At 68.6% G+C, this 17,393-nt stretch carries 20 protein-coding genes and 4 pseudogenes; 14 read left to right on the forward strand and 10 right to left on the reverse strand.

Annotated features, from left to right (window positions below):
* The 3 genes from ACFPZ3_RS27200 to ACFPZ3_RS27210 all read left to right on the forward strand — a co-directional run.
* Positions 1–289, forward strand: a 289-nt coding sequence (locus ACFPZ3_RS27200; protein WP_379513608.1) for an SDR family NAD(P)-dependent oxidoreductase, incomplete at its 5' end; no start/stop codon positions are given.
* A gap of 140 nt (positions 290–429) precedes the next feature.
* Positions 430–1,032, forward strand: coding sequence for a TetR/AcrR family transcriptional regulator (locus tag ACFPZ3_RS27205; RefSeq protein WP_379517073.1), 603 nt, complete (start codon positions 430–432; stop codon positions 1,030–1,032).
* Between the two features lie 187 nt (positions 1,033–1,219).
* Positions 1,220–1,411, forward strand: a complete 192-nt coding sequence (locus ACFPZ3_RS27210; protein ID WP_379517074.1) for a hypothetical protein — start codon at positions 1,220–1,222, stop codon at positions 1,409–1,411.
* A gap of 408 nt (positions 1,412–1,819) precedes the next feature.
* Here the strand turns inward: ACFPZ3_RS27210 and ACFPZ3_RS27215 are convergent.
* A pseudogene (locus tag ACFPZ3_RS27215) lies at positions 1,820–2,125 on the reverse strand (HIT family protein); the annotation flags it as partial.
* A 311-nt stretch (positions 2,126–2,436) separates the two neighbouring features.
* On the opposite strand from ACFPZ3_RS27215, the gene ACFPZ3_RS27220 reads away from it, so the two are divergent.
* Positions 2,437–3,204 carry a hypothetical protein gene (locus ACFPZ3_RS27220; protein ID WP_379517075.1) on the forward strand — a complete coding sequence of 256 codons (768 nt, stop codon included), beginning with the start codon at positions 2,437–2,439 and terminating at the stop codon, positions 3,202–3,204.
* Positions 3,205–3,542: 338 nt separating this feature from the next.
* Positions 3,543–4,400, forward strand: a complete 858-nt coding sequence (locus tag ACFPZ3_RS27225) for a transposase (RefSeq protein ID WP_465263573.1) — start codon at positions 3,543–3,545, stop codon at positions 4,398–4,400.
* Positions 4,401–4,419: 19 nt separating this feature from the next.
* Here ACFPZ3_RS27225 and ACFPZ3_RS27230 read toward each other — a convergent pair whose 3' ends face one another.
* Positions 4,420–4,881, reverse strand: coding sequence for a MarR family winged helix-turn-helix transcriptional regulator (locus tag ACFPZ3_RS27230; RefSeq protein WP_379517076.1), 462 nt, complete (start codon positions 4,879–4,881; stop codon positions 4,420–4,422).
* A gap of 33 nt (positions 4,882–4,914) precedes the next feature.
* Here ACFPZ3_RS27230 and ACFPZ3_RS27235 point away from each other — a divergent pair, with 33 nt between their 5' ends.
* The gene (locus ACFPZ3_RS27235; RefSeq protein WP_379517077.1) at positions 4,915–5,823 is read left to right on the forward strand and encodes an SDR family NAD(P)-dependent oxidoreductase; all 909 of its coding nucleotides are present in this window, start codon (positions 4,915–4,917) and stop codon (positions 5,821–5,823) included.
* A 172-nt stretch (positions 5,824–5,995) separates the two neighbouring features.
* On the opposite strand, the gene ACFPZ3_RS27240 is transcribed toward ACFPZ3_RS27235, so the two are convergent.
* Entirely contained in the window at positions 5,996–6,358 is a 363-nt protein-coding gene (locus ACFPZ3_RS27240) for a hypothetical protein (RefSeq protein ID WP_379517078.1), read from the reverse strand.
* A 190-nt stretch (positions 6,359–6,548) separates the two neighbouring features.
* Here ACFPZ3_RS27240 and ACFPZ3_RS27245 point away from each other — a divergent pair.
* Positions 6,549–6,755 (forward strand): annotated as a pseudogene (locus tag ACFPZ3_RS27245) (transposase); the annotation flags it as partial.
* A gap of 38 nt (positions 6,756–6,793) precedes the next feature.
* Here the strand turns inward: ACFPZ3_RS27245 and ACFPZ3_RS27250 are convergent.
* Positions 6,794–7,039, reverse strand: coding sequence for a hypothetical protein (locus ACFPZ3_RS27250; protein ID WP_379517480.1), 246 nt, complete (start codon positions 7,037–7,039; stop codon positions 6,794–6,796).
* Positions 7,040–7,322: 283 nt separating this feature from the next.
* Here ACFPZ3_RS27250 and ACFPZ3_RS27255 point away from each other — a divergent pair, with 283 nt between their 5' ends.
* The 4 genes from ACFPZ3_RS27255 (at position 7,323) to ACFPZ3_RS27270 (ending at position 11,226) form a co-directional block, all read left to right on the forward strand.
* The gene (locus tag ACFPZ3_RS27255) at positions 7,323–8,216 is read left to right on the forward strand and encodes an SRPBCC family protein (protein WP_379517079.1); all 894 of its coding nucleotides are present in this window, start codon (positions 7,323–7,325) and stop codon (positions 8,214–8,216) included.
* On the forward strand, positions 8,213–9,382 hold the full coding sequence (locus ACFPZ3_RS27260) for a zinc-dependent alcohol dehydrogenase (protein ID WP_379517080.1): 1,170 nt from the start codon (positions 8,213–8,215) through the stop codon (positions 9,380–9,382). Before ACFPZ3_RS27255 ends, ACFPZ3_RS27260 begins: the two co-directional genes overlap by 4 nt.
* A gap of 290 nt (positions 9,383–9,672) precedes the next feature.
* On the forward strand, positions 9,673–10,110 hold the full coding sequence (locus ACFPZ3_RS27265; protein ID WP_379517081.1) for a hypothetical protein: 438 nt from the start codon (positions 9,673–9,675) through the stop codon (positions 10,108–10,110).
* 513 nt (positions 10,111–10,623) lie between these two features.
* Positions 10,624–11,226 (forward strand): hypothetical protein, encoded by a 603-nt coding sequence (locus ACFPZ3_RS27270; RefSeq protein WP_379517082.1) that lies wholly within the window; start codon positions 10,624–10,626, stop codon positions 11,224–11,226.
* Here the strand turns inward: ACFPZ3_RS27270 and ACFPZ3_RS27275 are convergent.
* The 3 genes and pseudogenes from ACFPZ3_RS27275 to ACFPZ3_RS27285 all read right to left on the reverse strand — a co-directional run bounded on the left by ACFPZ3_RS27275 (position 11,165) and on the right by ACFPZ3_RS27285 (position 12,619).
* On the reverse strand, positions 11,165–11,383 hold the full coding sequence (locus ACFPZ3_RS27275) for a dihydrofolate reductase family protein (protein ID WP_379517083.1): 219 nt from the start codon (positions 11,381–11,383) through the stop codon (positions 11,165–11,167). The two genes, ACFPZ3_RS27270 and ACFPZ3_RS27275, sit on opposite strands and share 62 nt — an antisense overlap.
* Before the next feature lie 94 nt (positions 11,384–11,477).
* A pseudogene (locus tag ACFPZ3_RS27280) lies at positions 11,478–11,765 on the reverse strand (dihydrofolate reductase family protein); the annotation flags it as partial.
* Positions 11,762–12,619 carry a metalloregulator ArsR/SmtB family transcription factor gene (locus ACFPZ3_RS27285; RefSeq protein ID WP_379517084.1) on the reverse strand — a complete coding sequence of 286 codons (858 nt, stop codon included), beginning with the start codon at positions 12,617–12,619 and terminating at the stop codon, positions 11,762–11,764. The gene ACFPZ3_RS27285 and the pseudogene ACFPZ3_RS27280, both read right to left, overlap by 4 nt.
* A gap of 98 nt (positions 12,620–12,717) precedes the next feature.
* Between ACFPZ3_RS27285 and ACFPZ3_RS27290 the strand changes: the two are divergent.
* Positions 12,718–13,152 (forward strand): annotated as a pseudogene (locus ACFPZ3_RS27290) (RNA-guided endonuclease InsQ/TnpB family protein); the annotation flags it as partial.
* Between the two features lie 53 nt (positions 13,153–13,205).
* On the opposite strand, the gene ACFPZ3_RS27295 reads toward ACFPZ3_RS27290, so the two are convergent.
* Positions 13,206–13,742 (reverse strand): TetR/AcrR family transcriptional regulator, encoded by a 537-nt coding sequence (locus ACFPZ3_RS27295; protein ID WP_379517085.1) that lies wholly within the window; start codon positions 13,740–13,742, stop codon positions 13,206–13,208.
* A gap of 19 nt (positions 13,743–13,761) precedes the next feature.
* Here ACFPZ3_RS27295 and ACFPZ3_RS27300 point away from each other — a divergent pair, with 19 nt between their 5' ends.
* Together ACFPZ3_RS27300 and ACFPZ3_RS27305 are read left to right on the forward strand one after the other, a co-directional pair.
* Positions 13,762–14,424: an alcohol dehydrogenase catalytic domain-containing protein gene (locus tag ACFPZ3_RS27300; protein WP_379517086.1), complete on the forward strand. Its 663-nt coding sequence runs from the start codon at positions 13,762–13,764 to the stop codon at positions 14,422–14,424.
* Entirely contained in the window at positions 14,351–14,656 is a 306-nt protein-coding gene (locus ACFPZ3_RS27305; RefSeq protein ID WP_379517087.1) for a zinc-binding dehydrogenase, read from the forward strand. The genes ACFPZ3_RS27300 and ACFPZ3_RS27305 overlap by 74 nt, the downstream gene beginning before the upstream one ends.
* A 142-nt stretch (positions 14,657–14,798) precedes the next feature.
* Here ACFPZ3_RS27305 and ACFPZ3_RS27310 read toward each other — a convergent pair whose 3' ends face one another.
* Together ACFPZ3_RS27310 and ACFPZ3_RS27315 are read right to left on the reverse strand one after the other, a co-directional pair.
* Positions 14,799–16,181, reverse strand: coding sequence for an NAD(P)/FAD-dependent oxidoreductase (locus ACFPZ3_RS27310; RefSeq protein WP_379517088.1), 1,383 nt, complete (start codon positions 16,179–16,181; stop codon positions 14,799–14,801).
* Positions 16,171–17,388, reverse strand: a complete 1,218-nt coding sequence (locus tag ACFPZ3_RS27315; protein ID WP_379517089.1) for a metal-dependent hydrolase family protein — start codon at positions 17,386–17,388, stop codon at positions 16,171–16,173. Before ACFPZ3_RS27315 ends, ACFPZ3_RS27310 begins: the two co-directional genes overlap by 11 nt.
* Between the last annotated feature and the right edge of the window lie 5 nt (positions 17,389–17,393).

Raw genomic sequence — 17,393 nt, forward strand, 5'->3', positions numbered from 1 at the left:
CGTCGGCAGCAAGCACGCCGTCGAAGGCATCACCAAGTCGGTGGCGCTGGAGGTCGCCAAATCGGGAATCCGGGTGAACGGTGTAGCCCCCGGCCCCACAGATACCGGCATGCTGACTCGTTTCACCGGCACGTCGGAGAACAAGGCGGCCCTCGTGACGCAGGTCCCGCTGGGCCGCCTCGGCCTGTCAGAGGAGCTGGCCGACGCGATCGTGTTCATCGCATCGGATGAGGCCTCGTTCATCACCGGCCACATCCTCAACGTCGACGGCGGCATGACGACCAACTAGCGGTCACCGGAACGCGGTGACCGCCTTCACGCGTTGACCTGGAAGACCGGTCTGTCTAGCCTTGTTGTACCCGGTAGAAGTCGCATAATCCGCCGACAGGAGCAGTAGACTGTACCGCCAGTCTGAAAGAAGGAACCCCCATGCCCGGCAAGGTCAACGCCTCGAATCCATCCGTGCGCGAACGTCTGCTGGCCGCCGCCGACGACCTGTTCTACCGCGAAGGCGTCCAGACCGTCGGCATCGACCGCATCGTGAAGCAGGCCGGCGTCGCCAAGGCGTCGCTCTACAACGTGTTCGGCAGCAAAGACGAGCTGGTGCAGGCCTACCTGGACGCGCGCCACGCCGACACCCGTGAGCTGGTTGAGCGCTCCCTGACCCGGTTCCGGACACCACGTGAGCGTCTGCTGGGGGTTTTCGACGCGCAAGGCCAGCTGTTCACCGAACCCGACTTCAACGGCTGCGCCCACATGACGGCCAGCGCAGAGGCAGCACACGGCAGCGTCGTCGAGGGCGCCGCGGACCGATACCGGCTGTGGGTGAGAACGCTGTTCACGGACCTGGCACGAGAAGCCGGCGTCGCCGACAGCGACGGCCTCGCGAGGCAGCTCCACCTGCTGTACGACGGCGCAGGAGTCTCGGCACGCATGGACCGCGATCCCTCAGCCGCGACGACCGCCCGCGCGGCGGCCGCCGCACTGTTCGATGCTGCGGTCAAGGATGGGAGTGGGGTCGGCTCCAGGTAGTAATCCGGTCAGACCCGAAGGCCGCCGAGCGGCCATAGGCCTGCCTTATGCCCGCCCCAGGCTTTCCTCGGCGGTCCACGAGATGCGGATGCGCAGGTCGTCGGGGGATGGGGAACCCGGTTCGGCGGTGAGGACCATCAGGCACTGTCCCGAGCCGTCGGGGCTGCTCCAGGTGTCGCAGTCGAGCGTGAGATCGCGTGATCTGCTCGCCGGGGACCGCAAAACCGGCGCCTTCGCCGTCGACGACATCACCGACGCGGCCAACACCGTGCTCGGCGGTTTTCTCCTGGCGGTCCTCGGCCGGTCAATGGCCGGAGCCGACGCCACCTTCCGCCACCAGCTCACCGAACAGACGATTCGCGGCATCCTCACCCGCTGATCCGAATCAGGCCTGGCCGAGACCGTTCCGACTACGCGCCGACTACCGGAGGGGGAGTCGCCTCACGCGGTCCTGCCGCGGGGAACGACTCCGCAAGATCTTCCCCTTGCGCGGCGGGTCGCCATCACCGCCCGCCACGACACCACACAAAGATCGCCAGACCCCCACGGCGCGCTGATCGTCACAACTCGGGGTCGTCGTCGGCGGCGGAGTCGCGCAGCTCCCGCAACCGGCCGGGCAGTTCCGGCCGGTTGAACGGGTACGTCCCGTGGAAATTGATGTGTTCCTATGGTCATCTTGGGCTTTTGAGCGTTTGTACTGGTCAGCGGTTTGATGCTGTGTAAGGCATGTTAGGCAAGTAGGCCGTCTGGTCTTCGACGACCAGTGATCTCCGTATGGCTGTGCCTGTCAGGCCCCGTCGGTGGCCATGGCCTCGAGGAGCCTGAGGGTGGGATCGTCGTTCAATTGGTGCTTGGAGCGTTCGGCGGGCCAGGTTGAGAAACCGTCGTCGGGCCAGCGTGGGACGACGTGGACGTGCAGATGAGGCACTGACTGCTGTGATCCGGGGCCGCTGGCGTGCAGGATGTTCGCTCCTCCGGCGCCGAGTGCTGCTCGCATGGCGCTGGCGAGTTCCTGGACGAGCGACATGGTTTCAGCGAGGACGTCCGGGGGCGTGTCGAAGAGGTCTGTGTAGTGCTGGGTGGGAATGACGAGCGTGTGGGTTTCTGGCCACTTGCCGCAGGTCGGAGCGAGACGATCTGTTCAGGCGCGTGAGGCATGTTGACCGGCGCTGAAGGCATGTTGCCTCGCGAGCGCGCTCTGGTTCTTCGAGGAGGCTCGGCGGGCGTCTCGACGACTTTCGGATGATTGGTCCGCAGCATGTTGATCTCTAGCATGCGGGCGACGTGAACGAAGAGCCTTTGATCGTCGGAAGGTGCGGACGGCCCTTTCTGCGCACAATCTGCACGTCCTGCCCCAAGGGTTCTGCACACCGTCGTGCGAGCATCCCGGGCATGTCCAGATACGTGATGATCGCCGTGTTGGCGCTGCTGATGGCGGGTTGCGGCTCGGCAGCGAAGAGCGCTCCCGAGGTGGCTGGATACGTCAGGACTTATCTGCAGGCGCACTCGGACGTCAAGCGGGTGGCGACGAAGGGGGTTCAGAGCGCCACTGTGGTCATCAAGGGGCGGGACCAGGACGTCTCCGCCGATCTGGGCGAGGGCTTGCGCGGGCGACTCATTCGGACGGGCGATGCGGCGTACATGCAGATGCTGGGGGAGGAGGTGGCGCCGGGCAAGGTCTGGGACAAGATCACCGAAGAGCACGAGCCGTACAACTTGCTCGGCATCGGTGTGGTGACGGGCCAGGCCATGACGCTGGTGAACAGTCATCGGGTGCATGAGATGCTGGCCGCTCGGGGACGGGTGAGCGGCCCCGCGTCCGACGGTGGGCTCGACCGTTACACGGTCGCCATCGATGTGCGGGCGGCACTCGACGGATTGGACCTCGATGCGTTCCTGGAGGTGTACGACCCGCTGCCACTCATGCAGGACACCGAGGACGAATACGTTAAGGTACGGGCCGGCGACCGGGCGGCGCAGGCGCGGCTGCGCGGCGAGTTGCTCAAGGAGTTCGGCACGCAGGCCACGTACGAGCTCTGGCTCGATGCCCAAGGGCGCCCGGTGCGGCAACGACTGACCGCGAAGACGCCAGTGGAGATCACCTTCTCCGATTGGGGCGATACGACGGTGATCGCTCCTCCAGCCGATCAAGTCCGGGTCCTGACGCAGTAAACCGGCGTCGCTGATCTCGAGCCGGCGCACCGCCCGGGATCACGGCGTCGAGCAGGCGCTGGCCCGCCCGGTCGGCCGGCCGAAGGCCGACCCGCGCGACAAGCGGATCGAGGCACTGCAGGCGGAGGTCGAGCGACTGCGCGCCGAACTCGGCCAGACCCGCCAGGTCATCGAGGTGCAGGGAAAGCTCTTCGCGCTGCTGGATCAGCTCGCCACCAGCAGCGAGACGCCACCGAGCCGGGGCGAGCAGTGATCGAGACCTTCCAGGCCGCCCAGGCCGTGGCGATCGAGGAACTGGTCCCGCTGCTCGGCCGCCGTCGTGCGTGTGCCGCCGCCGGGTGGCGCAGGCGAGCTGGTATCGGCATCACCGCCAGAGCCCGGCCCCGGTCCGGCCGGCCCGGTCACGCAAGCCGCACCCGGCCGCACTGTCGGCGGCCGAACGCGATCAGGTCCGCGCGGTACTGAACGAGCGCTTCGCCGACGCCTCCCCTGCCACGGCCTACTACAGCCTGCTCGACGAGGGCGTGTACCTGGCGTCGCAGGCGACCATGTATCGCATCCTGCGTGAGCACGGCGAGGTGGGCCGGGACCGGCGCCGGCAGGCCACCCATCCACCCCGGGCCGTGCCCGAGCTGGTCGCCGACGCCCCCAACCGGGTCTGGGCCTGGGACATCACCAAGCTCCGCGGCCCGGACAAGGGAGTGTGGTACTGCCTCTACACGATCATCGACCTGTTCAGCCGGTACGTCGTCGGCTGGATGGTCGCCTCCCGCGAATCGCCTGACCTGGCCAGACACCTCATCGAAGCGGCCGCCCGCAAGCACGGCATCGACGAAGGCAGCCTCACCCTGCACGCCGGCCGCGGCAGCTCGATGATCTCCAAGACTCTGGCCGAACTCCTCATCGACCTGGGCGTGGCCAAGTTCGTCTTCTGTCAGGAGTTCTACACCTGGTACAACCGGGATCACTTCCACTCCGGGATTGGCTACCACCACCCCATCGACGTGCACTACGGTCGCGCCGCCGCCGTCCGCGACCGGCGCGCGGTCGCCCTGGCCGCCGCCCACGCCGCACACCCCGAACGGTTCACCAGCGGCGGCGTGCCCACACCGCCCGATCTGCCCGGCCCGGCCTGGATCAACAAGCCCAAGACCGACGAACCGAAGGACGCCACAGAGAAGACGACACAGAATTAGCCCAGCTCAACTGCCTTGATCAAATTGACGGGTTCCGTGGGGCAAGGGAAGTGTGCAGCGCCTGGAGCAGCCGGTTGAGTTCGGCCTGATCGGCGTGGTCGAGGCCGTGGAGGAACGCGGCTTCGATCTCCGTTGCCGACCCCGCCAGATCGTCGGCCGTTGATCGGCCGGCCGGGGTGAGGTTGATGACGCGTCGCCGCCGGTCCGATGGGTCGACGTGGCGGTCGATCAGCTGCTGGTCCGCCAGGCCGTCGAGGATGGGGACCACATTTCTGGGATCGACGGCGATGAAGCGACTGAGAGCCTGCTGTCCCAGCGGCCCATGTTCGCGCAGTGCCAGCAGGACCGCGTGCTGGGTCGGTGTCAGGTTGTGCCGGCGCAGCATGCCGGTCCAGCTTCGTTCGGCCAGCGAGCCGAGTCTGGCGAGCAGGTACCCGGTCCCGGCCTCGAAGGAGAGCTGATTGTCGTGCTGACCCTTCATGCAGCTCATCATAAGCCATGGTATACATGATTCATGAAAGACATGAATCATGATGAATTGAGTGAGGGCATACCTGTGAGACCTACCTATCTGGTGACCGGAGCCACCAGCGGCGTAGGTCATGCCATCGCCGCACAACTGGCCGCCCGTGACGCTCGCGTCCTGCTCGGCGCCCGCTCGGCCCACAGCGGCCATACCGCCGCAGCCGCAATCAAGGCACAGATACCAAGGGCTGACCTCAAGGTCATGGCCGCCGATCTGTCGGACATGAAGCAGGTGCGATCGCTCGCCGAGCAGGTGCGGCGACACGCCACCCGTCTCGATGGCCTCATCCTCAACGCCGCCGAGGTCCGCACTCGCCGCGAACTCACCCCCGACGGGTTCGAGGTCAACTTCGCCACGAACTACCTCTCCGGATTCCTTCTGACACAGCTGCTGTTGCCGCTGCTCACCAACTCAGCGCCCGCGCGAATCGTCGCCCTGTCGTCGTCGAATCACACCCATGTCAAGAGCCTTGATCTCGACGCCTTGCCCACCGGCAGCGACTTCTCACACACCCAGACGTATTCGACAACGAAACTGCTCAATGTGATCTTCGTCTCCGAACTCGCGCGGCGCCTTCACGGCACCAGCGTGACGGCCAACGCCGCGGATCCAGGATTCGTGCGCACCAACCTCGGCCGCCATGCCACGGGACCATTCGGCCTTTTCCTCAAGGTCATGCGTCCCTTTCAGACGTCCCCGGAGAAGGCCGCCCGCACACCGGTCCACCTCGCCACCGCGCCCGAGGTCGCTGCCACCAGCGGCGGATATTTCGCCAACAGCCGCCCTGCGCCGCCGAGTCCGCTCTCCCAGGACCCGGCCATTGCGCGGAAGCTTTGGGACTTCAGCGTTGCCCTCCTGGGGCAGGGCAACCTTGCGTCCGGCGACGAGCTCATCTGACTGCCCATGGCCCGCATCGTGTCATGGGGAATCGTCCCGCCCGTTCACATCGCACCGTAAGCCTCTGCGCAAGCTGTTCACTGCTTCTGGTCGGCCTCTGGCAGCGACTGGTCAGGTGTGGTACCTGCGCGCGGCGGTGTCAGGGCTGACATCCAGCACGGCGGCGATCTCGTCACAGGTGGCCCCAGCCGCTCGGTCGGCGGTGAGAGCCGCGGCCAGGACGGCGCGGGCCTGGGCGAGCAGGGGGCAGCGCGGTGTTGGTGTAGCCGGCGGTGGGGCCGGGTTTCCAGCCGGTCTGCTGGGTGGACGGAGCGAGGTCTTCCGGGTGCAGGTCGTGGGCCAGTTTCCCGGCGGCCTGAGCGAAGTGTTCAGCCTGGTCGCGGAGATGGCGGCGCTGCTTGCGAGTGCCGTCCTGACGTTGGTGCCGCTGGGCGAGCGAGCGCCGGCGTCTGGCGCGGGTCCGGCCGAAGACCCACCGGCAGCTGTCGGAGCAGTACTTGCGAGGCCGGCCGCCGCGGGCGATGGGCGGGGGCAATGGTGCCTCGCAGTTCAGGCATTGCTCGGTTCGAGATGTTAGCGTCCACGGGAGTGGCGTACGAGTTTGAACCAGTTCGTCACCTTGATACCCGTGCGGGAAGATCGATGTGACATGAGGGCGGCCACTCCGCGATCCTTCACAGCTGTCGAAGGCATACGAAGGAGCACGAGAAGTGGCCGCTAAAGACATTCTGCCTGCTCAGGGTGAGTGGTTCGACGAGCATCGGCGCTGGCCTCGCCCGATGTGCTGCGCGAGATGGTCGTGCGGATGGCGCAGATGATGATGGAAGCCGAGGTCGAGCAGCGCTGCGGTGCCGGGCTACGGCGCGGTGTCGGAGGCACGGACGAACTCGCGTAACGGCTATCGGCGACGAGGGTGGGACACCCGCGCCGGGAACGACGTCCCTTGGGCCAGCGGGAGGCCACCCACCGGTTATCCAGCAGGGTGGTCAGCGGCATGTCCAGGTCCTCGGCGTACTGGGCCAGCGACTGCCGGACACCGAACGGCTCCTCCCCCGGGGCCGGCGTGCCAGCCGCCCCGCGGGTTCATCGGCTCGATCTCCAGGGCGTGATCGCCGAGCATCATCTGCGTGCGTCCTTGGACGGCGAGCTGTTCCAGCCCGTCGGCGACCAGTTGCTCGTAGCGCTCCCGCGTCACCTTCCCGATCATGGTGGCCATCGCGCCCCTCCTCACGTCCAGCACCTCTCACGAGTGCTAGCGCGAAGTCTCCACCCGCGCACAATCGGCGACAATGCCCTGGTTACAGACTTCTCCCCGCCCCGCCATATGAGGACGATTCGGGATCAACGGTCTCTGCCAGTATCAGAGCTCCGAGTTCGTACCTGGATCCGCTGGTGTCATCGGATTTGTCAGGGGTACGGGACGGGGAACGCGGGGGCGTTAGCAGGCCGGGGGCCGTCCGCGGCGTATGCACATACCACCGGGACCTGTGTTAGGACGCATGATGACTGACAGATTCGCCCGTGCGCTGGGGTGGACCAGCCTCGCGCTGGGCACGGCGCAACTGGCGGCGCCCAGGACCGTGACCCGTCTGTGCGGCGTCGACGACGCGCCCGGCGCCACGACCATGGCCAGGCTCGTCGGCGGGCGCGAGCTCCTGCATGCCGCGCTGCTGCTCGGCGCCAAGAACCCCGCCCAGTGGGCGTGGACCAGGGTCGCCGGCGACACGATGGACCTCGGCGTCCTCGGCAGGGCCGCCGCCAACCGCACGGGCACTCGCCGCACCCGCGCGCTGTGCGCGCTCGGCGCGGTCGCCGGGATCGCCGCCCTCGACGCCGTCTGCGCCCGGCGCGGCACCGCCAAGGCCAAAGGCCCGCTGCAGGTGCGCGCCTCCATCACCATCAACAAGCCGCGCGAAGAGGTCTACCGCTTCTGGCGGGAGCTGGAGAACCTGCCCTCCTTCATGGTCCACCTGGACTCGGTGCGCTCCCTCGACCAGCGCCGCTCCCGCTGGAAGGCCAATGGCCCAGTGGTCGGCCTGGAGTGGGAGGCCGAGATCATCGACGAGCAGGCCGGCGACCTGATCGCCTGGCGGTCCGTGCCCGGCACCGGCGTCGCCACCGCCGGCCTGGTCGGCTTCACCGACGGCCCCGGCGGGCGCGGCACCGTCGTGGACCTCTCGCTGGAGTACGGCATGCACGGGCGCAAGCTCGCCGCCACCGTCGCCCGGATGTTCGGCGAGCACCCCGAGCAGCAGGTCCGCGACGACCTGCGCCGCTTCAAGCAGGTCATGGAGACCGGCGAGGTGGTCCGCTCCGAGGGCAGCCCCGAGGGCCACCGCGCCCTGCGCCAGCTCCACCAGCACCCCGCACAGCCGATCGGAGGACGGGCATGAAGGCCAACGTGTGGACGGGCCGCAACCACTTGGAGATCCAAGACGTCCCCGACCCGCAGATCCTCAACGCGCGCGACGCGATCGTCCGCGTCACCTCCACCGCGATCTGCGGCTCCGATCTGCACCTCGTGGACGGCTACATCCCGACCGTCAAAAAGGGCGACGTGCTCGGCCACGAGTTCATGGGCGAGGTCGTCGAGGTCGGCCCCGGCGTGCGCAACCTGCGCCCCGGCGACCGCGTCGTCGTGCCGTTCCCGATCGCCTGCGGCGCCTGCTTCGCCTGCGAGGACGGCCTCTACTCCCTGTGCGAGAACTCCAACCCCAACGCCGGCATGGCCGAGAAGCTGATGGGTCACGCGCCCGCCGGCATCTTCGGCTACTCCCACATGCTGGGCGGCTTCCCCGGCGGCCAGGCCGAGTACGCCCGCGTCCCGTTCGCCGACGTCGGTCCCGTCAAGATCGAGGACGGCCTGCCGGACGAGAAGGTGCTGTTCCTGTCGGACATCTTCCCCACCGGCTTCATGGGCGCGGAGATGTGCGACATCAAGCCGGGCCAGACGATCGCCATCTGGGGCGCGGGACTGGTCGGGCAATTCGCCGCGGCCAGCGCGTTCCTGCTCGGCGCCGACCGGGTCATCGTCATCGACCGGTTCCCGTACCGGCTCAGGCGGGCACAGCAGACCGGCGCCGAGGTCCTCAACTACGAGGAGGTGAACGTGCTGGACGCGCTGCGCGACATGACGGGCGGGCGCGGCCCCGACGCCTGCATCGACGCCGTCGGCATGGAGGCCCACCACCCGACCCCGGCCATGTACGCCTACGACCGCGGCAAACAGGCCGCCCGGCTGGAGACCGAGCGCCCCTACGCGCTGCGCGAGGCCATCATGGCCTGCCGCAACGGCGGCGTGGTGTCCGTCATCGGCGTCTACGGCGGAATCGTGGACAAGTTCCCGATGGGCTCCGTCATGAACCGGTCCCTGACCATCCGTACCGGCCAGTGCCACGTGCAGCGCTACACGGGGCCGCTGCTGGACCGGATCCGCGCGGGCGAGATCGACCCGAGCTTCGTCATCTCGCACCGGATGCCGCTCAGCGAGGCGCCGCGCGCGTTCGAGCTGTTCAAGCACAAGCAGGACGAGTGCAACAAGGTGGTGCTCACTCCGTAGCGCCGGCCTTGGCGGTTCCAGCCTGTAATTCCTTCGAGGGTCAGTGGCTGAGGTAGTAATCGCCAAGTACTGGCGCGATATGACTGGCTGCTTTGTTTGAGCTGCGTGGGATGGCGTCCAGATGCCCGGCCACGCGACGGGGGTCAGTGTTCGGCGGCGGGGGGCGAGGTGTTCGGTGACCTTAGCCATGGCTTCGGGGCCGGGTTTGACGTAGCGCATGGCGGTGCGGAGGTCTTACCCATGATGAGCTGCAGCGGGATCTCGGCGTCGGCGAGGTGGGTGGCGGCGCCGTGGCGCAGTTGGTGCAGGTCAGGCCCGTGCCCGCCAGGGGTTTGTCGGCCAACGTATGCGGGCAGGTGCGCTTGGCGCTGCTGGAGGCCCGCCCGGCCGGGCTGACCGCCCGGCAACTCGTGGCCGCCACCGGGTTGAGCCTCTTTCAGGTTCGCAAGGGCATCCTCTACATCCGGGAGGTCTCGGCAATGGCCAACCTGACGCCGCTGATCTGGACCTACGCCAGCGGATACGCGTTTGCGTCCATGCCGGATGACTGGATCGTCTACGAGCGCTCGCACCTGCGCACCGAACTAACCCGGATCGGCCGGTTCCTGTCGTTATCTAGGGTGCCGAGAGGGCGTCAGGCATGTGAGGCAAGTGGCTTCCGTGGAACGTGTCCGACAGGTTATCTGGGGTTGTCAGGCACGTCGGTCACCTGGGGACCCATCCTTTAGGCTGTCGCCCGGCGCCCTGTCGCACTGCGGCGATCGCGAGTACAGCAAGTCCGTACGGGTGCCCGGCCACCGCCAGGGCGTCAGGGCCTTGTCGACCTCGCGAACAGACAACCCAGATAGCCATGCCTCTACCGACCGTGACTCTCGTCCTGGGCGGAGGAATCGCGAGCGGTTGAGTCGCCGCGGCCCTGCCGTTCGCGCCTACGGCGGGCGGCGCGCTGGGCGATGAGTGCGGTGATGAGGTTGAGGGTTGCCACTGCTAGCGGGATGAACTCGGACAGGTGCTGCATGGTCGTGTGCTCCGTCGATGGCTACATGGGCTGGAGCGGTTCCGGCCCGGTGTTTCCCATTGGCGGCGTGGGCGTGGTGTCCGGCAGTTGTCTCGGACCGGACGGACGCTTCGGACGAAAACGAGCGCACCGGCCTCGATGAGGCGGAAACTGGAGACACCGGCAGGAGGCGCGAGCCGGCCGGGCCTCCTTGTCCGGTGAGCCGGCAGGTGAAGGAGCCTTGATGGGTCCCAACGAAGCAACGGCAGCGTCCGGCTCGTCGGCTACGCCACCGAACCCGGCCGCGGTACGCACGTGCGAGCAGTTGGCGCAGGCCCTGAAGGCTCTGGCCGGGACGCGCGGCCCTCAAGGCATCGAGACCGCCGCAGGCAAGCTGAAGCCGCCAGAGAGCCTGGCCAAGTCGACCGTCAGTGACATGTTCATCAGGGGGCGGCCCAGCGAGCGGACTCTGGCGGTGTTCCTGCGCGTCTGCGGGGTGTCCAGGGATCGGCATGAGGCGTGGCAGGCGGCCCGCAGACGTGCTGTGGGCGAGGACGGCGAGCCGGATCTTGCGCGGCTGGTCGACCTGTTGCCGGCCGGTGATGCCGACCCGGTGGCCGATTTGGGGGTGCACGCCGCCATCGACGTGCCCGGCGCCGCCGGGGACCTGCCGGTCTATGTGGAGCGGGACACCGACACCGACCCGGCCGGCGTGCGCGCACTGATCCGCAACGCCGTCGCCGGTGGGCAGGGACGGCTGCTGCTGCTGGATCGAAGGTGCCTTCTTAGCGGGCTCGGTCGTAGACCATGGCGATCTCGCCCAGTTCGCCGCTTTGCTGGTGGATGAGCATCCACTTCGAAGCCGGCAGGCCATCGTCGAACAGTCGCTGCCCACCCCCGGCGATCTCGGGGAAGATCATGAGGTGCAGCCGGTCGAGCAAGTCGGCCGCCAGGAGTGGTTTGATGATGCTCGCGCTGCTGTTGAACGAGGATGTCGCCCTCACCAGTGGCCTTGAGGTCGGTAACGACGTCGGCGGCGGGGGCGTTTACCACGCGGGTGCGTTCCCACGGGGCCTCGGTCAAGGTGGCGGAGAAGACCACCTTTTCCGTGTCGACCAGCCACTTGGCGTATCCGCGATCACGTGGGTCGGCGTTCTCGTCTTTGGCGACCGCTGGCCAGTAGCCCATGAATCCCTCAGCGTTGAGTCGGCCGAGCAGCGCCGTCGTCGCACTCTCCCAGATGCGGTTCATGTGGTTTCGCGCGACCTCGCTGGTCACATAGGGGGCGAACGCGGCGAAATCGCTGGGCCCGCCGGGACCGTTGTAACGCCCGTCGAGGGTGAGGCTCAGGTTCGCGGTCACCCTGCGGCCGGTCGAGTTCGTCATTTGGTGCTCCTTGTATGGGTGTCGTGCTCGGTGTTGTGCGTGTCCGCAGCGAGGGTCGCCGCGAGCTTGTCGAGGCTCTGGCCGAAGCCGATCTCGATGCCTGCGATGAAGTCCGCTGAGTCGACCGTGCTGTCGGTGACTTGGAAGTGGACGTCGAGTTCTGTGCCCGTGTCGGTGGGCCGGAGGCCGAGGTCAAGGTGGGCGGTGAAGGCGAGGCTGCCGTCGGGAAGCTGGGGGGAGAGCCGATAGGCGAGGCGCTCACCGGGGCGTACGTCCTCAACGACTCCCAGCGCGCGCCCGGCGACCAGGTCGGAGCCGTCGACGTCCTCGGCGTCGCGGTACTCATGAACGATCCGCCCACCCGGTCGCGCCTCGAAGACGAGCTCGGAGACGCGCAGGTCGGCCGGCGTCCACCAGCGGGCGAGTAGAGAGGCCTCGGTCAGGTGGTGCCAGACCTCTTCCGGGCCCGCTGGCAGCGACCGGTGGAACGTGAACGAGCGGCCATCGGCCCACCCCGGCTCCTTGGCGGCGAGCCGCTCTGCGTGGAGGCTGAGCTGGTAGCGGTCGTAGGTCTCGCGCGAGCCGCCGGCTTGGTCCGCGGTGTCGGCCAGCCGAGTGAGCGCAGCCGCCAGTTCCCGCAGGGGTGCGGGCCGCAGCGCGTAGACGCGGCGCTGGCCGGAGCGCTGGGAGGTGACGACGCCGGCACGCTCAAGGGCCTGCAGATGTTTGGTCGTCTGCGGCTGGCGCGCCTGGGCGAGCTGAGCGAGAACACCGACCGGCCGGGGCCGCTCGGCCAGCAGGCCCACGAGCCGCCAGCGGGCCGGGTCGGCCAGTGTGGTGAGAAGTGCGTCCATGTCGAGAAGTATTCTCCACAACGAATATTCGTGTCAAGGAATATCTCGGAATGGTCGGGCAGCATCGGGATCGGGCAAGCCCGCTACTAGAGGATCGAAGACACCTTCTGAAAAAGCGGCGCCGGGCCGAGGCGCGGTTCGCCGCCAACACCAACCATGTCATCGCCAAGCAGATCGTGACCGAGGCAGAACGCACCGGACGTGGGATCGCCCTGGAAGACCTGCGGGACATCCGCGAGCGGGTACGGCTTCGCAAGCCCCAGCGGGTCACGCTGCATTCCTGGAGCTTCCACCAACTGGGCGGCTTCATCGGCTACAAGGCGGCCCGCGCCGGGATTGCCGTCATCCACATCGATCCTGCCTTCACCTCCCAGCAATGCTCCTCGTGCGGGCATGTGGACCGCGGCAACCGGCTCGATCAAGCCTCTTTCTCGTGTACGTCGTGCGGCTTCGCTGAGCACGCCGACGTCAACGCAGCCCGCAACATCGCCGCACGCGGTGTGACGGGCTGGGCAGTGAGTCACGCTGCCTGACGCGGACCAGACCGTCGACGCCATCGACGGCGAGGAGCTGCAAGCTCGGTCGTTCACGACCGAGAAGCTGACGCATGTAGGTCACGTGCGCTGCGCGCGGGGTGGCCTCGACGATGAGTTCGTCGGCGATGGTGAAGATGGGCCGCACCGAGGGTGTCCTGAGCGCGCGCATGGGCCAGGAACTCCCACCCCACCTCCGCCTGCTGGTCTTTTACATGGGCCTGCTGATGCGACCTGGACGCCCGTCGGCGCTGACACCCGACCGTGCGCTCGTGCGAGCCCGCAAGCGCGCCGTAGAGGCGGTGGTAATGGTCGATGTGCTCGAAGAAGCCGGTCCATCGCTCCAGCACCGGCGTGCCGGGCTGGTCGGTCATGGTGCCGAGCAGCTCGCCCATGGCCTCCTCGAAGATCTGCTCCACGAGCTGGTACTTGTCGCGATAGTTGCGATAGAAGGCGGCCCTGCTCACCATCGCCCGCTCGGTGATCTGCCCGACCGTGAGCCGCTCGAAGCCGTGCTCCTCGATGAGCTCGACCAGGGCCTGCCTGAGCAGCGTACGGGTACGCCGGACCCGGACGTTCTCCCGAGACATCTCGAGCCTCCTGTCCAGGTTGAGACGGAACACCGCCGCCTCGCTCAACCCGGCCGACCTGCTGATGACCGCAGGAACGGTACGCGAGATGGTCCCGCTGGACTTCCCGTTCGTCCCCGGCACCGACGACCTGGCCGGCACGGTGACCAAGATCGGCCCCGGCACACACGGGTTCGAGGTGGGCGAGGAGGTGTTCGGCTTCGGCGCGCCGCCGTCGTTCGCCGCCGGCGTCGGCATCCCCGCCGTCACCTCCGGCGCGCTGGCCGAGTACGCGACCTTTCAAGCCGGGCCGTACCTGGCCAAGCGGCCGTCGAAGCTGAGCGCGGTCATCGCGGCCGCGCTGCCCAGCACCGGTATGACCGGGCTCGCCGTCCTCGATCGCGGACGGTTCCAGCCGCGCGAGACCGTCCTGGTGATCGGCGCGCCCGGCGGCATCGGCAGCGTCGTCGTGCCGCTGCTGGCCAGGCAGTGCACCGTCATCGCCAGCGGCGCCGAGCCCGACCGGGACTACCTGCGGGGCCTGGGCGCCGCCGAGGTGATCGGCTACCGCGACAGCGACCTGACCCAGGAGGTGCGGCCGGCGTCACCCCGAAGGCGTGGACGCGGTGGTGAACCTCGCGCTGACGGGCGAGGCGGTCATCGCGGCAACCCAGATGCTGCGCCCCGGCGGACGACTGCTTAGCACCACTCCCGGTACGCCCGCCCACCCGGCGGTCACCACGGTGATGGGCACCACCGACCTCCGTCCCTGCACCCTGGATACCCTGGCCGCCCACGTGCTCGACGGCACGCTGCCCGAGCCCGCGACCAGGACCTATGTCCTGAGGGATGCGGCGCGCGCCTACCTGGACCTGGCGCACGAGCACACCCGCGGCAAGATCGTCGTCATCGTAGACACGGAGACCGCCCGATGAGCATGCGCGCGGTGGAATACGACAGGTACGGTGTCGATCACGGCCACGTCGGGCCGATGCTCCAGGCACGTTCTCCAGTCCTGAGGCGAGTCCTGTCACCACCGTGATGTAGGCCTCGGGCGATCCACCCGCGGCCCGCCTGTCAGGCGTGCCCGGTGATGAGGTCCGCGAGCCGGGCGAGGAACGACGTACGCGGGCGGGTCCGCTCCCTGGCGTCGGCCGCCCGGTAGAGGCCGTACATCGCGTGCACTCCGAGCCAGCGCAGCGGCTCGGGCTCCCATCGCCGCACGGTCCTGCCCACCCACGGCAGGGAGGTGAGCTCACTCTTCTCTCGCAGGATCAGGTCGCGGAGCGTTCGCCCGGCCAGATTGGCGGTGGTGACGCCGTGGCCGGTGTAGCCGCCCGCCCAGCCGAGCCCGGTGGCGTGGTCCACGTGCACGGTCGAGCACCAGTCTCGGGGCACGCCGAGCACACCTGACCAGGCGTGCTCGACCCGGGACGTGGCGGCGCCGGGGAAGAAGTCCAGGAGCAGGGACCACAGTGCGTCGACGGTCTGGGCGGGTGTGTGCCCGCGCGCGTCGATCCGGGAGCCGTACAGGTAGGGCTTGCCCCGGCCGCCGAAGGCGATGCGGTCGTCGGCGGTGCGCTGGGCGTACATGTAGTAGTGCGCCTCGTCTCCGAGCAGGTCGCGGCCTTGCCAGCCGACCTCGTCCCAGAACGCCTCGGGCAGAGGCGCGGTGACGATCATGGAGCTGTTCATGGGCAGCCACTGCCGGCGTAGGCCGGAGATGCCCGCGGTGAAGCCCTCTGTCGCCCGGATCACGTACGGCGCGCTGACCGTTCCGTACGGCGTGATCGCACGATGGGGGGCCAGTTCGGTCACCGGCGTGCCCTCGAAGATCCGCACGCCGAGACCCCGGACGACCCGCGCCAGCCCTTGGACGAGCTTGGCCGGTTGGACGCGGGCGCAGTGCGGGCTCCACGACCCGGCCACCGCCCCGGCCACCCGCAGCCGCTCGCCCGGCTCGACCAGGCGCAGGTCCTCCTCCTCGAAACCCCAGGAGCGCATGCGCGTCACCGACGCGCGCAGCCGGGCGGTCTGGGCGGAACCGCGTGCGACGGTCAGAACGCCGCCCTTGACGATGTCGGCGTCGATGCCCTCCTTCTCACAGGCCGCGATCACCTCGTCCACGGAGGTGATCATCTCCCGCTGCAGCCGCACGGCCGCGTCGTGACCGTGGCTGCGGGCGTAGCGTTCGGGTGAACCGGCCAGGGCCGCGGTGAGCCAGCCGCCGTTGCGGCCGGATGCGCCGAACCCGGCGAACTCCTTCTCCAGGAGCACCACGTCCAGCGACGGGTCGGCCTGCTTGAGGTAGTAGGCGGTCCACAGGCCCGTGTAACCGGCGCCCACGATCACCACGTCGGCCGGCAGGTTGCCGTCCAGGCGGGGCCCGGGGCCGGGGAGCCCCTCCTCGCGATACCAGTAGGAGACCTCCCCGTTGACGAAGCCGGTGTCAGCGGACACGGCGGCCGTCCTTGATCACGGCGGTGATCCGTTCGGGGCGGATCACGACGTCCAGGTCCTGGCGCGGGTCGGCGGGCAGGAGCAGGAAGTCGGCGAGCCTGCCCTCGGTGACCATGCCGATCCTGGACTCCATACCGACCAATCGTGCCGCCACGCTGGTGGCGCTGCGCAGGCAGGTCTCGGCGTCCACGCCGGCGTCGCGCATGTACCCCAGCTCGTCGGCACTGTGCCCGAACGGTGTCATCGGCTCGGAGAAGCAGTCGGAGCCCATGGCCACCCGTACGCCGGTCGCGACCGCGAGGTTGAGGCTCTCCTCCGCGATCACCAGCAGCCGCTTGGACGTCTCACGCTGCTCGGGTGAGATCTCGGGGCCTTCCCAGCGTACGTACCGCTGCAGCACCGACAGGGTGCTGACCAGAGTGACGCCGCGCTCCCGCATCGCCTGGCAGACGCCCTCGTCGAGCTGGAAGCCGTGCTCGATCGCGTCCACGCCGGCCTCGACGGCGGCGTAGGTCGCGGCCAGGGACTCGCAGTGCGCGCCGACGGGCAGGTCGATGGCGTGCGCCTCCTCGACGATCGCGGCGAGTTCGTCGGGCCCGTAGTGCACGTGCTCGGGGTCGTCTCGCTCGGACAGCACGCCGCCGCTGGCCCACACCTTGACCCAGCGACCGCCCTCGCGGGCCACGGTGCGCACGGCTCGCCGCAGGTTGGCGGGGCCGTCGGTGACCAGCGCCATGAACGGCTGCTCACGCACCCACGCCATCGGCAGCGTGTGGCAGTCGCCGTGCCCGCCGGTGCGCGACAGCCCGAGGTAGGCGGGCACCACGCGCGGCCCCTCGATGTCACCGGCGTCGATGACCTGACGCAGCGACGGGCCCAGCGTGCCTCCGGCCTCCCGGACGGTGGTGAAGCCGGAGCGCAGGATCTTGCCCACGTCGGCGACCGAGCGCAGCGCGTTGGGCAGCCGCGGATCCACCACCCAGTGCACGGGATGCGGGGTACGGGCGCCCCACAGGTGGATGTGGCAGTCGATCAGGCCGGGGATGACCCAGCCGCCCTGCCCGTCGAGTACGCCGGGCGCGTCCGCGGGGAGCGGGGCGACGGCCGCGATCCGGCCGCCGGAGACGCTCACTCCCGTGTCGTGGACGACGGTGCCGTCACCGGTCCAGACGTTGACGTTGGCGATGCCGTCGATGGTGGTGGTCATGATGC

It is taken from the genome of Nonomuraea insulae (assembly GCF_042656245.1).